Below are 15,157 nucleotides of genomic sequence, written 5' to 3'. Positions count from 1 at the left end.
GGGACGATCGGTTGCGTGACAGCGGCACCCTACCGTGCCGCATGGCGCGGCGCGTCAGCGCGGCGGCGGGAACGCCCACACGCTGTGTGGATCGCCACCCTGCCCGCGGCGATACGCGGCGCGCGCCATCTGCCAGTAGGCCCAGGCCAGCGCCAGCGCACAGGCGTCGATGGCCAGCAGCGTGCCGCTGCTCCACGGCGCCACCCAGCCGGCGGCGCCGCGCAATCCGGCCAGCGGCACCAGCGCGGTCAGCACCGCGCAGGCCAGCAGCAGTTCGTAGGCGCCGCGGGCGGTGGGACGCAGCAGCGCCCAGGCCACGCCGAGCGCGAACACGGCGTAGTACGCGCCGCGCTCCATCCCCGGCGGCAGCAGGCGGGCGGCCACGAACAGTGCCGACACCCCGGCCACGCAGCCCAGGCAGACGCCGGTGGTCAGCCGCGCCATGACGTGGGTGCGCAAGGGCTGAGCGACCTGGCGGCGCTTGCGCCGCGCTTCCACCCACAGCAGGTTGCCGCTGTAGAACAGGAACGCGCCGCCGAGCCCGAGCAGGAAGTACAGCCACTGCAGCGGCCAGCGCCCGTAGTCGCCGAAGTGCAGGGTCTGCAGGCCGCGCAGCGCGGCCACGCCCGGCGACATGGTCTGCGGCGACAGCACCCGCAACACCTTGCCGTCGGCCGCGCGCAGCGCCACGCCGCCGAGCGTGTTGAGCCGGCGCTGCTCCTGGTGGCCATATAGCTCCACCTGCGCGTTGGCGTCGCCGGCGTCGTGGAAGGACAGACTCTCCGGCACGAAGCCGGGATTGGCTGCGCGTGCCCGCTTCACCAGCTCGGTCACCGGCAGCATCGGCGTGGCCACTTGCGCGGGCTGCACGTGCGGCGCCAGTTCGAAGTCCGGCTGCAGCACCTGCATCAGCTTGCCGTCGAACACCAGGTACTGGAACGGCGCCAGCAGCAACACGCCCAGGGTCAGCACCGCGCCGGACCAGGCGAAGATCACGTGGAACGGCAGCGACAGCATGCCGATGGCGTTGTGCGCGTCCTGCCACAGGCGCTTGACGTTGCGGCCGCGGCGCAGCGCAAACAGGTCCTTGAGCAGCACCGGCGCGTACAGCACCACGCCGCTGACCAGGGCCACCCCGTACAGCAGGCAGACCACCCCGAACAGGTAGGTGCCGAAGGTGCGCGGCAGCCCGGCAGTGAAGTGCAGGTCGTACAGGAACGCGACGAAACCGCTGCGCTGCGGCAGCTGCACCGGCTGCTCGTCGGCACCGGGCTGGAACTGCACCATGCCGCCGAAGGCCTGCTGCGCAGCTGGCCCGAACGCGAACAACTGCGGCTGCGTGCGGCCCTCGCCAGGCAGCATCAGCGTGTACGACTCGGCCAGCGCCGGATGTCGCGCCAGCACCGCATCGGCCAGGGCCTGCGCGGCCTGCTCCGGCGGCAACGCCGGGGCCTGCACCACGGCCGGGCGCGGCCACTGCTCCAGGTCGTGGGTGAACACATTGATCGCCCCGGCGTAGAAGGCGATGAACAAGGCCATGCCGGCGAGCAGGCCCATCCAGCTGTGCGCCGACAGGAACTGGCGCAGGGTCGCGGCCTTCATGCGCTCACCTGCACGAGGTGGGTGGCCTTGAGCAGGTAAAGCGCCAGGTAGCACAGTGCGGTCGCACCGCCCAGCCACAGCCACGCGCGTGCGCCGCTGCGGAACACGAAGGCCAGCGACATCGCGCCGACCCACAGCGGGAACACCAGCAACAGCCACGGCAGCGTGTGCACCTGCAGGTCGCCCGGCCACAGCAGCACGCACAAGCCGATGACGCCCACCGCCAGCGGCAGGCCCAGAACGATCGCCGCCAGCCACCTAGCCCACATCGGTGTCGCCTCCATGCAGGTGCCGCCAGGCATCCAGGTACGGCAGGGCTACCGCCGCGAGCATTGTCGCGCTCAGCGCGGCGAAGACGCCGGCCCACACGCCCAGCGCCGAAATCGCCGCACCCAACGCGGCCACGCACAGCAGCGAGCCGGCCACGCGCAGCGCGCGCGCATGCCGGCGCCAGGCCGGACGCAGCCGCTGATGCGCGGTGGCCAGGTAGAACGCCAGCGCCGCCAGCGCGGCGGCCAGGAGGTAGACCGCGGTCGCGACAGCCGACATCACCAGCGCGCCTCGAAGCCGATGCCGACCACGCGTGGTGCGCCCAGCAGCGCGATCGGATCGCTGGCCCAGCGGTACTGCACGGAGTGCCGGTCCAGCAGGTTGTTGGCGAAGATCCATGCGCTCCAGTCCAGGGTCTCGTAGCCGAGCTTGGCGTTGACCAGGGTGCGCGAGGCCAGTTGCACCGCACCGGCACCGACGTCGGTGTAGACGCGGTCGCGGTAGCTGGCGTTGAGGTTGGCCAGCCAGCCGTCGGCGAAGCGCCAGTTGGCGCCCAGCGCGGCGGTCCAGCGCGGCGCGTAGGCGAACGCGCTGCCGGCATAGTCGGTCACTTCGGCGCCGACGATGGTGGCGAAGCTGTCGTAGCGGGTGTGCGAGAAGCCCAGCGAGCCGTACCAGTCGAACGCTTCGTCGACACGGTGACTGAGCTCCAGCTCGCCGCCGTACAGGTGCGCGCGGCCGGCGTTGACGGTGTTGTAGTCGTAGCTGTTGAGGCCGAAGTAGGCGGTGGCCTGCTTGTCCTTCCAGTCGATGTAGTAGGCGTTGGCGTTGAGGGTCAGGCGCCGGTCCAGCCACTGCGAGCGCAGCGCGGCCTCGTAGTTCCAAGTGTATTCCGGGTCGTAGGCGAAGGCCTGGCTGCGCGCGACGTTGAAGCTGGAGCCGCCGGAGCGGTAGCCGCGCTGCACCACCAGGCTCGCCGACAGGTCCGGGTTCCACTCGTAGCGCGCGCCCAGCTTCGGCAGCAGCGCATCGAAGTCGCGCGTGTTCCACGCCACCTCGCCGCTGGCCGAGCGCACGATGCCGGCCACGCCCTGGTTGATCGCGGCGATTGCCCGGTACAGCGCGGTGCCGCTGGCGGCGAATGCGGCCGGGTCCGGATACACGCCGGCGAAAACGGCCGCGGTGTCCGAGGCCATGGCGTAGCGCTGGCGGTCGTAGCGCAGGCCGCCCAGCAGCGAGAAGCCGCCGGCGATGCGCCACTGCCCGTCGGCGAACAGCGCGCGGTTGCTCGAGCGGCTGGGATTGGCGGCGCTGTAGTCCACCGGAATCACCGGCAGCACCTGCGCATAGCGCGCGGCGATGGCACTGGCGCTGGCGGCCGGGAAGCCGGCGCTGCCCAGCAGGCGTGCGATGGTCGCGGTCGGGGTGGCGACGTTGGTCAACGAGCGCGCATCGTTGTCTTCCACGTGCCGCGCCCAGTACGCGCCGATCAGGCCCTGCAGCGCCGTGCCCTCGTAGCGCAGGCGCAGTTCCTGCGAGGCGGTGGTGGTGGCGATCTGCCGCTGCGAATAGGCGGTGTTGGCCGGGCCGCGGTCCAGGTCCCAGGTGCTGAACGAATCGACCTTGTTCCAGGCGCTGACCGAGGACAGCGACCAGGCCTCGGCGAGGGCGTAGTCGGCCTGCAGGGTGACGATGTCGCTGTCGGTGCGGGTGCGGTCCGGGGTGTTGTTGGTGGCGTAGCGGTGCTGGAAGTAGTCGGGCAGGTCGGTGCGTACGTAGCTGTACATGTACGGCCCGGTGCGGTGCGCGCGGGTATAGCCGAGCTGCACCTTGAGCCCGGGCAGCGCCGACGGCGTCCACAGCAGCTTGCCGCGGTAGATCGCCGAGACCAGCGCGTCGTCGGAGGCCTGGCGGGTGAGGTTCCAGTTGTAGCCGGCGAAGCTGCGTTGCTCGGCCGAGACCCGGAACGCCAGTTCGTCGGCGACGATCGGCCCGCCGACGGCGCCGGCCAGGTTGCGGTCGGACGGATCGGAAGCGAGCACGCGCAGCTTGCCCTGCCAGTCCATGGTCGGCTCGGCGGTGCGCAGGATCACCGCGCCGGCCAGCGCGTTCTCGCCCTGCAGGGTCGATTGCGGGCCGCGCAGGATCTCCACCTGCTGCAGGTCCCACAGGCTCAGCGGCGCCCAGCTGATCGCGGTCTGCGGCAGCGCCGCGCCGTCCAGGTAGATGGTGGCCAGCGGTGCATCGCCGCCGCCGTCCATGTCGCGGATGCCGCGGATGCTGAAACCGGCATCGCCGTAGGTCTGCGCCACGTTGGCGGTGCGGTTGAACACCTCGTAGACGCTCTGCAGGTTCTCCTGCTCGATGCGCGCTTCGGTGGTGACGGCGACCGAGCTGGTCGTGTCCTGCACGCTGCGGCCGCTCTTCTCGCCGGTGACGACGATCTGGTCGAGGGTGGTGGGATCAGGGGGCGGCGCGGCATCGGCGGCGGCGGCGCGCGTTGGCGGCGCCCAGCTCAGCAAGACGGATACCACACACAAGGACAACACAGACGGCGCGACGCGCATGCACCACTTCCCCCGAAAGACTCACGGTTGAAGGCATGGCGGCGGCTGTGCCTGGCTGCCGGACGCGGCAGCGCTGGGCGCGGACTTTAGCAGAGCGGGGGCGGGGCTGCCATGGGATTTGGGATGGGTGGCAGGTTTGCCGCGGGCCTCAGGCGTCGGGGTCGGCGTCGGGGTCGGCGTCGGCGTCGGGGTCGGGGTCGGGGTCGGGGTCGGGGGTCGGGGGTCGGGGGTCGGGACCTCGGGCCTCGAGGGCTCGGGCGGTCGTAGGAGCGGCTTTAGCCGCGACCGGGCTTTACCGTGGAGGTCGCGGTCGCGGCTGACGCCGCTCCTACGGTTCTTCTTGTCTGACACTCATGCTTGAAGCAACAGCAAAGGCTTTCGCCTTGCGGCGAGTTACTTTTCTTTGCTCGCGCAAAGAAAAGGTAACCAAAAGAAGCGCTTTACCACAGCCGAAGGCTGGTCAAGCGCGCCCTGCCTACGCGCCCTCCGCGCTGCGCGCTCCGGGTCCGCGTCCATCACGGGGATCCGCGGAAGGGGCATCCTGCCCCTGCCGCGGACGGCGTACATCCCTGTACGCCGCCCTTCGGGTTTTTCCCCGCGATGGCCGCCGCTTCGGAAGGGAACCCGGTAAATCAGAAGCAACAGCCACAGCCGCAAGCCAGAAGCGAGAAGCGAGAAGCGAGAAGCGAGAAGCGAGAAGCGAGAAGCGAGAAGGCTATGGCTATGGCTATGGCTATGGTCAGAGCTAACAGCAACTTACTGCTGCGAAAACGCAAACGGGCGGGAGGACTCTCGTCCTCCCGCCCGCTGGCGCCGGCCTGTGCTGCCGGTGTGGTGCTACGACGTGCTGCGATCAGTGCCAGTGCAGGTTGAACGAGACGCCGACGATGCGCGGTTCGTTGTAGACGGCCGCCATGTAGTTCTCGATCACGCCCTTGAGGTTCTTCTCGTTGGTGATGTTGCGGGCGAACGCGGCCACTTCCCATGCGCCGTAGTCGCCGGTGTAGCCCAGCTTGAGGCCGCCCTCGAAGTTGCCGTTGGAGGTGAACTCGGTGGAGTCGTACAGCACGAAGCTGGTGTAGCCCTGCTTGTTCCAGTCGGTGGCGACGAAGAAAGCGCCGCCGTCGTTGACCGGGATGTCGTAGCGCGCGGCCAGGTTGACGTTGTACTTGGGCGCGTTCGGCAGCGGGTTGCCGTCGATCTGGGCGAAGGTGTTGTTGCCGATGCGGATGGTCGGGTCCTTCACCGTGCACACCACCACGCCGTTCAGGCCGCACACCTGCGCATACACGCGCTTGTCCTGGATCTCGCTGTGCAGCAGGCTCAGGCCCGCGGTCAGCGACAGGTTGGGGATCGGGCGCCAGTCCAGGTCCGCTTCCATGCCGTAGGCCTTGGCCTTGTCGGCGTTGAACAGCACGCCGTTGCCGTTGGAGTCGTTGCCGTTGAGCTGGATGTCGTCGACCGTGTAGGTGAAGCCGGTGACGTTCAGGCGCAGGCGGTTGTCGAACAGGTTGCTCTTGATGCCCGCTTCCCACGACAGGATGGTTTCCGAGTCGGCGGTGGTGAAGTCGGAATTGAACACCGCCGAACGGCCCTGGATGGTCGGGCCGCGGAAGCCGCGGGCGACCTTCGCGTACACGTTGACGTTCGGGTTGATCTCGTACATCGCGCTCAGGTCCCAGCTCGGCTGGGTGTCGGCCAGGCGCACGTCGCGGCGGCCCTTGTAGGTGACCACGCCGGCCGCGGTGTCGGCGGTCTTGAGCAGCTTGGTCTCCTTGCTGTCGCGGGTCTGGCGCACGCCGGCGGTCAGGGTCAGCGCGTCGGTGACCTTGTAGGTCAGCTGGCCGAAGCCGGCCCAGGAGGTGTTGCTGTTGTGCAGGCGCACCCAGTTGTTGGGATTGCGCGCGGCGGTCTGCAGGAAGTAGGCGCGCTGGTAGAAATCGGTGGTGTCCTTGCCGTCGAAGTAGAACGCGCCGGCCTGCCACTGCAGCGGGGCGTCGCCTTCGCTGGCCAGGCGCAGTTCCTGGGTGTACTGGTCCAGGTCGCGCACCTGGCCCATCGACTGGCCGTAGCCGTTGGGCACGCCGTTGACCGGGAAGTTGGCCGCGGCGCCGCCGTCGGTGTCGCCGCGGCTGTAGCCGGAGGTGGTCTCGTAGGCGCTGATCGAGGTCAGCGAGACGCCGCCGAAGTCGTAGATCGCCTTCAGCGAGGCGCCATGGGTCTTGTACGCCTGCGGGTTGTCGTGGGCCTCGTCGTAGGCCACCTGATCGCGCGGCACGTCGACCTTGTTCGAGCCCTTGCGCAGCGCGCCACGCAGGAACAGGGTGGAGGTGCCGTCGTAGTCGCGGGTATGGAACGCACCCAGCAACGAGAAGTTTTCGCTCGGCTTCAGCAGCAGCTGCAGGCGCGCGTTGCGGTCGTCGTAGCCGCCCATCGCGTCCTTCTTCGGGGTAACCGTGCCGTCGGCGCTGGGGCCGGTGTAGGTGTTGTCCACCCAGTCGTCGCGGTGCTGGTACAGCGTGGACACGCGGAACGACAGCACGTCGTTGATCGGGCCGCCGATGCCGCCGTCGACCGAGACCGTGTTGTAGCTGCCGTAGCTGGCGGTGACGCGGCCGGTGTAGTCGTCGCTGGGCTTGATGCTGTCGAACTTGACGATGCCGGCGGTGGTGTTGCGGCCGAACAGCGAGCCCTGCGGGCCGCGCAGCACTTCCACCTGGTCCACGTCGTAGACCGGGTTGGACTTCAGCACCACGTGTTCCAGCACCACGTCGTCCTGGATGATCGACACCGGCTGCGAGGCGCCGAGGTAGAAGTCGATGTTGCCCAGGCCGCGGATGTAGAAGCGCGGGAAGATGCGGCCGGTGGTGGTCTCGGCGTAGAAGCTGGGCACGCGACCGGACAGCGCCAGCAGGGTGTCGTCGCCACCGGCGGTGAAGTCGCGCATCGCCTCGCCCTGCACCACGCCCACCGACACCGGCACGTCCTGCAGGTTCTGCTCGCGGTGCTCGGCGGTGACGATGATGGTATCCAGCGAGGTCGCCGCATCGCCATTGCCGGCGACATTGGCCGGGCGGGTCTCGCTGCCGGCCAGCGACGGCGCGCTGTCCTGCGCGGCGGCGGCGGCGGCGACCGAGGCCAGCACCAGGGCGGCGCAGGCCTGCGCCAGGCGGGTACGGGCCGGCGCGGCGCGCGCGGTCAGCGGCCGCGGGGAGAGATGGGGATGCAGCATGTCGGATCCTTGTGAGCGCGCAAAATCGAGTCCGTTCGGCTTGCGCAGCAGCCCGCGACGGCATACGCCAGACTGTGGCGCAGCGCGGCACGATATGTCGTCTGTGTTGCACCGCCATTGCAATGACGGCGTGGCGGCCACGGCGAGACGGTGCGTGACCGCATCACGTCACGCCACGCCCTCGCAGCGGACATCCGCGGACCTCATGCATCGCGCCGCCGGCGGGTTGGGCCTGCGCGGCACCACGCCGTGCACACACCCCGGCCACAGTCGATCGACGTGGCGCAGCCGATGCTGCCTCTGTCGTGCGCCACACGTCCGGGCCATGCGGCCCGACGCCGCCGCGCCGCTCTTGGAGACCCCGCATGCGCCGGATCCTGTTCGCTCCCCTGCTGCTGACGCTGGCTGCCTGTGGCCGCGACCGCACAGAACCCGCCACACAGCCGCCCGGCGCTGCCGAGAGTGCCAAGACCCGCGTTCTCGAGGCCGGCGCCAAGGCGCTGCAGGACGATGGCCCGGCTGCAGTGCTGGACATCCATCTGGTCGGCTTCCACCCGATGCGCGACCACCCGCACCAGCAGATGGAAGCCCACCACTTCTGCCGCCAGGTCAACGAGGAGTTTGCCCAGTGCGCCCTGTTCGACGGCGACACCGCGCAGGCCAACCTGACCGGCGTGGAGTACATCATTTCCGAGAATCTGTTCCAGCGACTGCCGCCGGAGGAGCGCCGCTATTGGCATCCGCACAACGGCGAGATCCTGTCCGGGCAGTTGTCCGCGCCCGGCCTGCCGCTCGCCGCGGAGAAGGCGCTGATGCGCAGCAAGCTCAACAGCTACGGCAAGACCTGGCATACCTGGCATTCGCGCGACGGCGCGAAGCCCGGCGATGCCCTGCCCCTGGGCGAGCCCATGCTGGCCTGGTCGTTCAACCGCGACGGTGAACTGCAGCCGGACCTGCAGGCCCGCCGCGATGCCATCGCCCCGCACCGCAGCGCCGAACTGCGCGCCGACCGGCAGGACCTGACGCCGCTGGCCAAGCCACAGCAGGGCGTGGACCTGCTGCGCGACGCGTTTCCCGCGGCGACGCCGATTTCCGGGGTGGTGGAGGCGGGCACGCGGGAACGATAGAACCCGCTGTGCCATTCAGGCCGAAGCGTCAGGTTCTGCGCGACGGTATGCCACGTGCTGCAGGGGCTGCAGCGGCGCCGGCATCGGCACGGCGACATGCGCTTCTTCGAGGTCCCAGCGCGCCGGAAAGTCCGCGATCACCTCTGTGGCGGCGCACGAGCAGCTTTCGCGCGGCGCTTCCATCGGTGGGCCGTCGTATTCGAAGCGCAACCGGACCACCCGGCGCGCCTGATCGGCCTCGATCGAGGCCTGCCGCAGTTGCGGGTGCACCTCACCGAGCAAGGCGCGCTGCAGGCTCAGCAATAACGCGGTACGGCTGCCGACGTCATCCATCGTGCTTCCCTCGTCTACGCCGGCGGCGTCATTGCGTGCAGCGCTGCGCCGCAAAGTCGGCCAGGCGTCGGGTGAGCGTTCCTTCCTGCCAGGCGATGTCCAGAATCACCCAGCGACCGTCCTGGCGGCCGAGCACCACCGTGTCCGTCCACTGCAGGCCGTCGACGGCCAGGCGGGCGCGTACCTGCGCGGTGTCGCCCTTGGCCTGTGCGGTCGTCGAGACCAACGCCGTCGGTTGGTCCGGCCACAGGAAGAAGGGGCTCTGGTCGAGCATGTGCGGCTTGACGTCTGCAGGCACCAGTTTGGCGCAGGCCGCCTCGTAGGCGCGCTGCGCCTCCAGCGCCGCGAACAGTTCCCGCCCCAGCAGATGCCGCACCTGCGCAACGTCGCCATCGGCGTGCTCGGGCGCGATCGCCCAGGCATAGAACGTCTGGACCGTGCGCGCCGGCGGCTCGCCCGCGATGGCGGCGAACGCGCTCAGCCACAGGCTTATCGCACACAGAAAACGCATTGCCCTCATGGATCGCCAACACCTTGAGCCGCCAGGCGCGGCATGGCGATCCTCGGTCAGCCGCTGCACGCCGTCAATGCGAGCGCTGCCTCGTGCGCCAGCGGCCGGCGTGGCCGCAGCAACCAGATGCCTAGGAACAGGAGACATCCGATCTCACCGGGACGCCAACCACGTAGGGGCGGCTTCAGCCGCGACAGGCTTTACCGGGAATGCCCGTCGCGGCTGAAGCCGCTCCTACGAGGCCACGACACATGCCGCTCAATCGCAGCGAAAGCGCGTCGCCAGGGCATCCTTCAGTCGCTGTCCACCCCGAGCACGCTCAGGCGCAGCGGCGGTGCATCCGGCGTGGTCGGCGCATGCGCCAGGGTTCCGGTCACCCGCACCACCTGGCCGACGCCTTCTTCGCGCAGGTGCGCCGCCTGGTCCGCGGTGACCGCCAGCCGCAGCTGGCGCACCTGCTCGTGCCGCGGCTGGCGCCCATCCGCCGACGCCGCCACGCACAGCGGCTGCGGCAGGATCAGTACCTCTTCCTGGGTCGCTGCCGCACCGGCAGCGGCAGCGGCGTCCGGATGCGCATGCGTGTGCGGGGCAGTAGGCGCGGCGGCGTCGTTGGGCGACGGCGCGAGGGTACCGGACAGGGTGACCTGGGTCGGGCCATACGGCAGGCAATGCTTGGGTGCCGCCATCAGCTCGGGCGAGGTGCCGATCAGCAGCAACGGGAACAGCGACAGGGTACGAATCGGCATGGTGGCACGCGGATGGAGAGGGGCCGCCGAGCATACCCAAGCGCGATGGCGCGTGTGCTGCAGTCCGCGCCATCGCGTCGGGCAGCCGTACCGGCGGTCAGGATTCGCGTTCGACCACCACGTCGGTGAACCGCGGTTCCGCCGCGATCAGCGCATGCAGCCGCGCAAAGCACGGATCGTCGTCGCGCATCGCATGGCGGCCGAGCAGCCGTTCCCAGAACGAGCGCTCCTTGTCGATCTGCAGCATCCAGGTATGGTTGCCGTCGACCTCTTCCTCGGCGTAGGCGCCGACCAGGTAGGTGCGCCCCTGGCATTCCGCTTCGGACGCCCAGCCCCAGTCCTCCGGGTCCGGCTCGGACAGGACCATGGCGTCGCCCACCCGCACGCGCAACCAGTCCAGCAACGAACTGCCGCGGATCGGATTGATGGGATTCTCCGGCTCGGCGCTCACCTCGAGCAGGCGGGAGCGGAAATGGATGACAGGATGCATGCGGCAGCTTGACTCTCGAACGATCGGGGGGCGGACGCGCGCATCGGCGCGGCTGCGTCATGGCGCGCAGGCGCGGATGGGCGGTCCCGGAGGGTAACGCACGCGCGGCGGTCCAGGTGGACAGCGGTGCGGCACGTCATGTAGCTCGTGCGGCCTACGCAGGCGCCTGCGGCACGCAGAGACGGCACTCGCAGCAGCCAGCGACCAGCGCCGGACACCATGGTGCCGCAACCGGCCAGATCCATTGCAGCATGCCTGCATGACAACTCATCGCATCCGCCGTAGACAGCACGCGCGCCCAGAGACGCCCTGAGACCGATCGCAGCGCCACGCCATCCACAGGGCGGGCGGCGGTTGTCGCGGTTGCACTGAAACGGCCGCGACGCGGCGGCGGCACCGCGTCATGGTGTTGGCTCCGGCTCCGGATGCAGATCCGGCTCGAACGGGCGATCGGGCAGACGTTGCCCACACCACGGACAGAACTGCACACAGATCGCGTCATTGAGGTACCAGGTCGGATCCTCGCCACGGAACAACTCGAACCCGATCCGCACCACCCTGTCCGGCTTGGTCACTGCCTCGAACATGCTGAAGCAGCAGTAGCGAGCGACGCGCTCGCGCCACGCCCCGCTCTCGGGAAACTGCGCCTCCAGCCAGAGCGCGCTCCAGGCCTGGCATGCCGTGCATTGCGCCAGATGCGACAGCGCAGCGTAGATCGGTGGATCAGGAAAGTGCTCCTCTTCCACCTCAATCAAGCCTTCGAGCGCCATCACCAGTTCGGGCCTTTGGTGAATCTGATCGCGCAGCGCCGACAGCGTGTGTCGGGTGATGAAGCAGGTGCCGGAATGTGGCATCGGTGCAATCCGTTGCAGTCCAAGGCGAGAAAGCGTAGCGCGGTGTGGCCGCTTCGAGGTTAAGCGCCCGCCGCGCTCCACAGCGCATAGCCCAACAACCCCAAGCCCACCAGGGAAAACCCGCCCCAGAACGCCGCCGCGTCGGCCGAGACCACGCGTGGGGCCAGATAGGCGCTGCGCTTGCCGGATTTGCTGCGCCGTTTGCTGCTCCACGGTTCGACGCTGTAGTAGCCGAACGAGAACGTCGGCACCACGAGCATGCCGACGACATAGCACAGACCGTAGAGGACGATCTCGACCAGCGGGCGCAGGACCACCTCGGTCAACAGGCTTGCGGGCATGGTGTCACCTGATCCAGACAGAAGTGATGTGCGGCGTTGGTCACGCCCCTGCGCCGAGGCTGCATGCGATGCTCGCCGAGCGGCCACTGGCCGTCAACGGCCCACGCCCCAGATCAGCGGCTGCCGCTCAGGAGTCGTTGCACCAGTTCGAATCCGAGCACCGACATCGACGGATAGCGCGCGTACTCGTCCACCGACAGCATCCGCACGAAGGTGTCGCCTTCGTGCAAGGCGCCGGCGATGTGGAAGGTCAGCAACTCCCTGGCGTCGTCGGGCAACGGCGCGTGGCCGACGATCCGCCATTCGCCGCTCCTGAGTTTCTGGGTGCCGGCAAACAGCAATCGGATGTCCTTGTCGCCATCGCGCACCGGCAGCGGCTGTGCCGGCGACGCGCCAAGCGTCGGTTCCGATGCCTGCTGTTCCAGCACACAGAAACCGACCACCTTGCGATAGTCGCCCTGCGGCGCCCACAGCACTTGGCAGAGCGCGTACGTCCCCGCATCCAACGGGATCGCGAAGACATCGCCCGCCCGGTACTTCACTGCCATTCCATCACCCTCTGAAATCTGGACCGCGGCAAGGGCATCCTCGCGGCGCGCCTGATGGCAGCCACCTTACAGGTCGAGGTGTTCTTCGGCATCGCTGCGGCTGGCCGGCGCGCATGGGTTACGGAGGCCACGCCACGCAGCACAGCAGCAGTGTCCGGCGGGCGGCAAGAGATCCTCGCCTGCTAATTCGCTCGCCACCGGTTCACCCGGCATGCACCACACTATTGACCCACCTCTGGAGCGACTGTGATGCACAAGACCTGGCTGCTTGCCTTGTTGGCGGTTCCCGCACTGGCCTACGCGGCGCCGGACGAGGACAAGGCGATGTGCCGCAACGGCGGCTTCCCCATGAGTACGGCCGGGTTCTCGCTCGCCAAGGTCGCAGTACCGCGCCTGTACCTGCTCAACGACGACAACGGCTGCCCGGCCAAGGGCGAGGCCGCGTGCCGGCAGCGCGCCTATGTGGTCAAGGACGACACCGTGATCCTGGCGCAGCGCCAGGGCGGCTTCGTCTGCGCGTTCTACCCCAACAAGGTCGGCGGCAGCGCCGGCTGGGTGGCGGCGTCGAGTGTGCAGCCGCTGCCGGCGACGGCCGCGCCGAAGCCGCAGGCCTGGGTCGGCCAGTGGCACGACGGCGACAACGAACTGCAACTGCTCGCCAACGGCGACGGCACCATCACCGCCAACGGCGATGCCTACTGGCCCAGCGCCAACCCGACCCCAGATCAAGCGCCTGGTGGGCCGCACCTTGGCGCCGTGACCGCGCGCGGCTTTCCGGAAGGCAATCGGCTGGAGCTCAGCCAGGACGACTGCAAGGTCCGCCTGCAGCTGGTCGGCGACCTGCTGGTGGCTTCGGACAACCTGGAGTGCGGTGGCGCCAACGTCAGCTTCAATGGCGTGTACCGGCGCAAGGCGGCGAAGCACTGAGGCGAGCGTCTGCGGCTTTCGCGGTGCATGTGATCCGGGCGGCGACGTCGTGCCGCCCGGGTTGTTGAAAGCGTACCTTCAGATGCCCGGCCATAGCCCTATCAAGCGACTCCGCCAGGCGTCGCTGCCCAGGAACGCAGAGACCACATGGACGCTGGCGCCGATCGCAAGCAGCACGCACGCGCCCGACCGTACCGGAGACGCAGGGTCAACGCCCACGCAGAACGCGGCAACACCAAGCAGCGCGCCTGCAAGCAGGCACAACGCACGTGCCGATCGACGACTTGCGTGCGACATCCCCATCAGCCATGCCTTGCAAAATCGCTCGGGTTCACGTCACAACCTCACGCTTTGCGCGACCAGGTCCGCAAAGACCCACACATCGCCCTTGTCGTACGTCTCGGGCGCTTCCGTTCCGCCCAGCGTCGGATACGGTTGCGGGATATAGATCTGCCCGGGCTTCAACGGGCCAAGACGCGCCGCGATCGCCCGTACATGGTCGCCGCGCAACACATACGCCTCGAAACCCGGATCGCGCAGGATGGCCGCCTCGAACGCCGCGGTGGACGCATGTGCGCCATACGACTTGCCGGCGGCCTTGAACGGATGCAGCACCGCGTAATCCTGGCTGGCCGGATCATGCAGAAAGAAGTGGCCGAGGCTCGAGTAACCGACGACGACGGTATACGCCGGGAACGCGTCCGCCCATGGGCCAAGCACTTCGTGCGATTCCGGCACGATCAGGTGATACAGCGCGACGTTCGTCGCGTCGGCGCGCTCTGCACTCTGGCTCATTGGAAACCTTGCTGCGATGGCGCGCCAGGATACCAAGCCACGCGCATCCGCCTGCTGTCAGCGTGTTCACCTAGGCCTTGGCAGTGGCTCCGTAGCACTTGGCCGATCCATCCAGGAAGAACTGCACGTCGCGCGCCTGGCACCAGGCCTCCAACTCGGCCTTGAACACCGGCCACAGGTCGCGCGCCCACGCAGGTGCACTCTGCGCCCAGGCATGCTCGGTGGGCACGTAGACCGTCGGCACACCCATCGGGAAATCCAGCACGAACTCGCCGCCCGGGCCGGTGCAGACGAGTTCTTCCTTCCAGCGGGGTTGGAATTGGAATGTGGTCATGCGTCCGTTAGCGGCAGATGGATGCGATCTCGCACGAACAAGGTACTGTGCCTATCTTCCGCCATGCTCAAGCAGCAGTTGCAGGATGGCCGGGGAAGCCATGCCGCGTGCAATTCCCGTTGGGGTCACCGACTCTCCTTCCAGAAGATTAGGATCTGCCCCATATTTCAGTAGCAAGCGAACGAGGTCGGCGTTCCCGTTCCTCACTGCCAGTGCGAGTGGGGAGCTGAACTCACCTGGAAGGCGAACGCACTCTGTGATCTGCGCATAGCCACGACCGTTTGGGTCCGCGCCGCCTTCAAGCAAAAGTTCTACTCCTGTCCAATCCTCGAACGCCACGGCCCTGTTGAGGAAGTGATACTCGTACGCGGCTTTGCAGCGATCTTTGGCGAAGAGGTCTTTGGCATCGACGGCGGGTGGCGACACGCTGAGCGCCAACACGGCGAGTAGAGAGACCCTTTTCATATTGCAAGTTGCCTC

17 protein-coding genes are annotated in these 15,157 nt (G+C 68.4%); 2 read left to right on the top strand and 15 right to left on the bottom strand.

What is annotated here, in order from left to right:
* Positions 1-54: 54 nt before the first annotated feature.
* The 5 genes from AC1PMG_RS00365 to AC1PMG_RS00345 form a co-directional block, all read right to left on the bottom strand.
* On the bottom strand, positions 55-1,602 hold the full coding sequence (locus AC1PMG_RS00365) for a PepSY-associated TM helix domain-containing protein (protein ID WP_481110243.1): 1,548 nt from the start codon (positions 1,600-1,602) through the stop codon (positions 55-57).
* The gene (locus AC1PMG_RS00360; protein ID WP_481110242.1) at positions 1,599-1,871 is read right to left on the bottom strand and encodes a hypothetical protein; all 273 of its coding nucleotides are present in this window, start codon (positions 1,869-1,871) and stop codon (positions 1,599-1,601) included. The genes AC1PMG_RS00365 and AC1PMG_RS00360 overlap by 4 nt, the downstream gene beginning before the upstream one ends.
* Entirely contained in the window at positions 1,861-2,151 is a 291-nt protein-coding gene (locus AC1PMG_RS00355) for a hypothetical protein (RefSeq protein WP_481110241.1), read from the bottom strand. Before AC1PMG_RS00355 ends, AC1PMG_RS00360 begins: the two co-directional genes overlap by 11 nt.
* Positions 2,151-4,394, bottom strand: a complete 2,244-nt coding sequence (locus AC1PMG_RS00350; RefSeq protein ID WP_481110240.1) for a TonB-dependent receptor — start codon at positions 4,392-4,394, stop codon at positions 2,151-2,153. Before AC1PMG_RS00350 ends, AC1PMG_RS00355 begins: the two co-directional genes overlap by 1 nt.
* Positions 4,395-5,292: 898 nt before the next feature.
* A complete protein-coding gene (locus AC1PMG_RS00345; protein WP_481110239.1) occupies positions 5,293-7,671 on the bottom strand; it encodes a TonB-dependent receptor in 2,379 nt (792 codons plus the stop codon).
* 365 nt (positions 7,672-8,036) lie between these two features.
* Here AC1PMG_RS00345 and AC1PMG_RS00340 point away from each other — a divergent pair, with 365 nt between their 5' ends.
* Positions 8,037-8,798: an OBAP family protein gene (locus AC1PMG_RS00340; RefSeq protein ID WP_481110238.1), complete on the top strand. Its 762-nt coding sequence runs from the start codon at positions 8,037-8,039 to the stop codon at positions 8,796-8,798.
* 15 nt (positions 8,799-8,813) lie between these two features.
* On the opposite strand, the gene AC1PMG_RS00335 is transcribed toward AC1PMG_RS00340, so the two are convergent.
* From AC1PMG_RS00335 to AC1PMG_RS00305, 7 genes are all read right to left on the bottom strand, one after another.
* The gene (locus AC1PMG_RS00335) at positions 8,814-9,131 is read right to left on the bottom strand and encodes a MafI2 family immunity protein (protein WP_481110237.1); all 318 of its coding nucleotides are present in this window, start codon (positions 9,129-9,131) and stop codon (positions 8,814-8,816) included.
* A 28-nt stretch (positions 9,132-9,159) separates the two neighbouring features.
* Positions 9,160-9,642, bottom strand: coding sequence for a DUF3828 domain-containing protein (locus AC1PMG_RS00330; RefSeq protein WP_481110236.1), 483 nt, complete (start codon positions 9,640-9,642; stop codon positions 9,160-9,162).
* Positions 9,643-9,935: 293 nt separating this feature from the next.
* Positions 9,936-10,388, bottom strand: coding sequence for a hypothetical protein (locus AC1PMG_RS00325; RefSeq protein WP_481110235.1), 453 nt, complete (start codon positions 10,386-10,388; stop codon positions 9,936-9,938).
* A gap of 97 nt (positions 10,389-10,485) precedes the next feature.
* Positions 10,486-10,878 carry a hypothetical protein gene (locus AC1PMG_RS00320; RefSeq protein WP_342074335.1) on the bottom strand — a complete coding sequence of 131 codons (393 nt, stop codon included), beginning with the start codon at positions 10,876-10,878 and terminating at the stop codon, positions 10,486-10,488.
* Between the two features lie 401 nt (positions 10,879-11,279).
* On the bottom strand, positions 11,280-11,732 hold the full coding sequence (locus tag AC1PMG_RS00315) for a hypothetical protein (protein WP_481110234.1): 453 nt from the start codon (positions 11,730-11,732) through the stop codon (positions 11,280-11,282).
* A gap of 59 nt (positions 11,733-11,791) precedes the next feature.
* Positions 11,792-12,073, bottom strand: a complete 282-nt coding sequence (locus AC1PMG_RS00310; protein ID WP_481110233.1) for a hypothetical protein — start codon at positions 12,071-12,073, stop codon at positions 11,792-11,794.
* Positions 12,074-12,186: 113 nt separating this feature from the next.
* Entirely contained in the window at positions 12,187-12,621 is a 435-nt protein-coding gene (locus tag AC1PMG_RS00305; RefSeq protein WP_481110232.1) for a hypothetical protein, read from the bottom strand.
* A gap of 249 nt (positions 12,622-12,870) precedes the next feature.
* Between AC1PMG_RS00305 and AC1PMG_RS00300 the strand changes: the two genes are divergently transcribed.
* On the top strand, positions 12,871-13,548 hold the full coding sequence (locus AC1PMG_RS00300) for a hypothetical protein (protein WP_481110231.1): 678 nt from the start codon (positions 12,871-12,873) through the stop codon (positions 13,546-13,548).
* A gap of 336 nt (positions 13,549-13,884) precedes the next feature.
* On the opposite strand, the gene AC1PMG_RS00295 is transcribed toward AC1PMG_RS00300, so the two are convergent.
* The 3 genes from AC1PMG_RS00295 to AC1PMG_RS00285 form a co-directional block, all read right to left on the bottom strand.
* The gene (locus tag AC1PMG_RS00295) at positions 13,885-14,343 is read right to left on the bottom strand and encodes a T6SS immunity protein Tdi1 domain-containing protein (RefSeq protein ID WP_481110230.1); all 459 of its coding nucleotides are present in this window, start codon (positions 14,341-14,343) and stop codon (positions 13,885-13,887) included.
* Between the two features lie 70 nt (positions 14,344-14,413).
* Positions 14,414-14,677 (bottom strand): hypothetical protein, encoded by a 264-nt coding sequence (locus AC1PMG_RS00290; RefSeq protein ID WP_048491215.1) that lies wholly within the window; start codon positions 14,675-14,677, stop codon positions 14,414-14,416.
* 51 nt (positions 14,678-14,728) lie between these two features.
* Positions 14,729-15,142 (bottom strand): ankyrin repeat domain-containing protein, encoded by a 414-nt coding sequence (locus AC1PMG_RS00285; RefSeq protein ID WP_481110229.1) that lies wholly within the window; start codon positions 15,140-15,142, stop codon positions 14,729-14,731.
* Positions 15,143-15,157: the final 15 nt, after the last annotated feature.

The sequence above is a fragment of the Xanthomonas sp. NCPPB 2250 genome, from assembly GCF_056725265.1.
The sequence above is the reverse complement of the archived record's forward strand: the minus strand, read 5'-3'. Positions and strand labels throughout refer to the sequence as shown.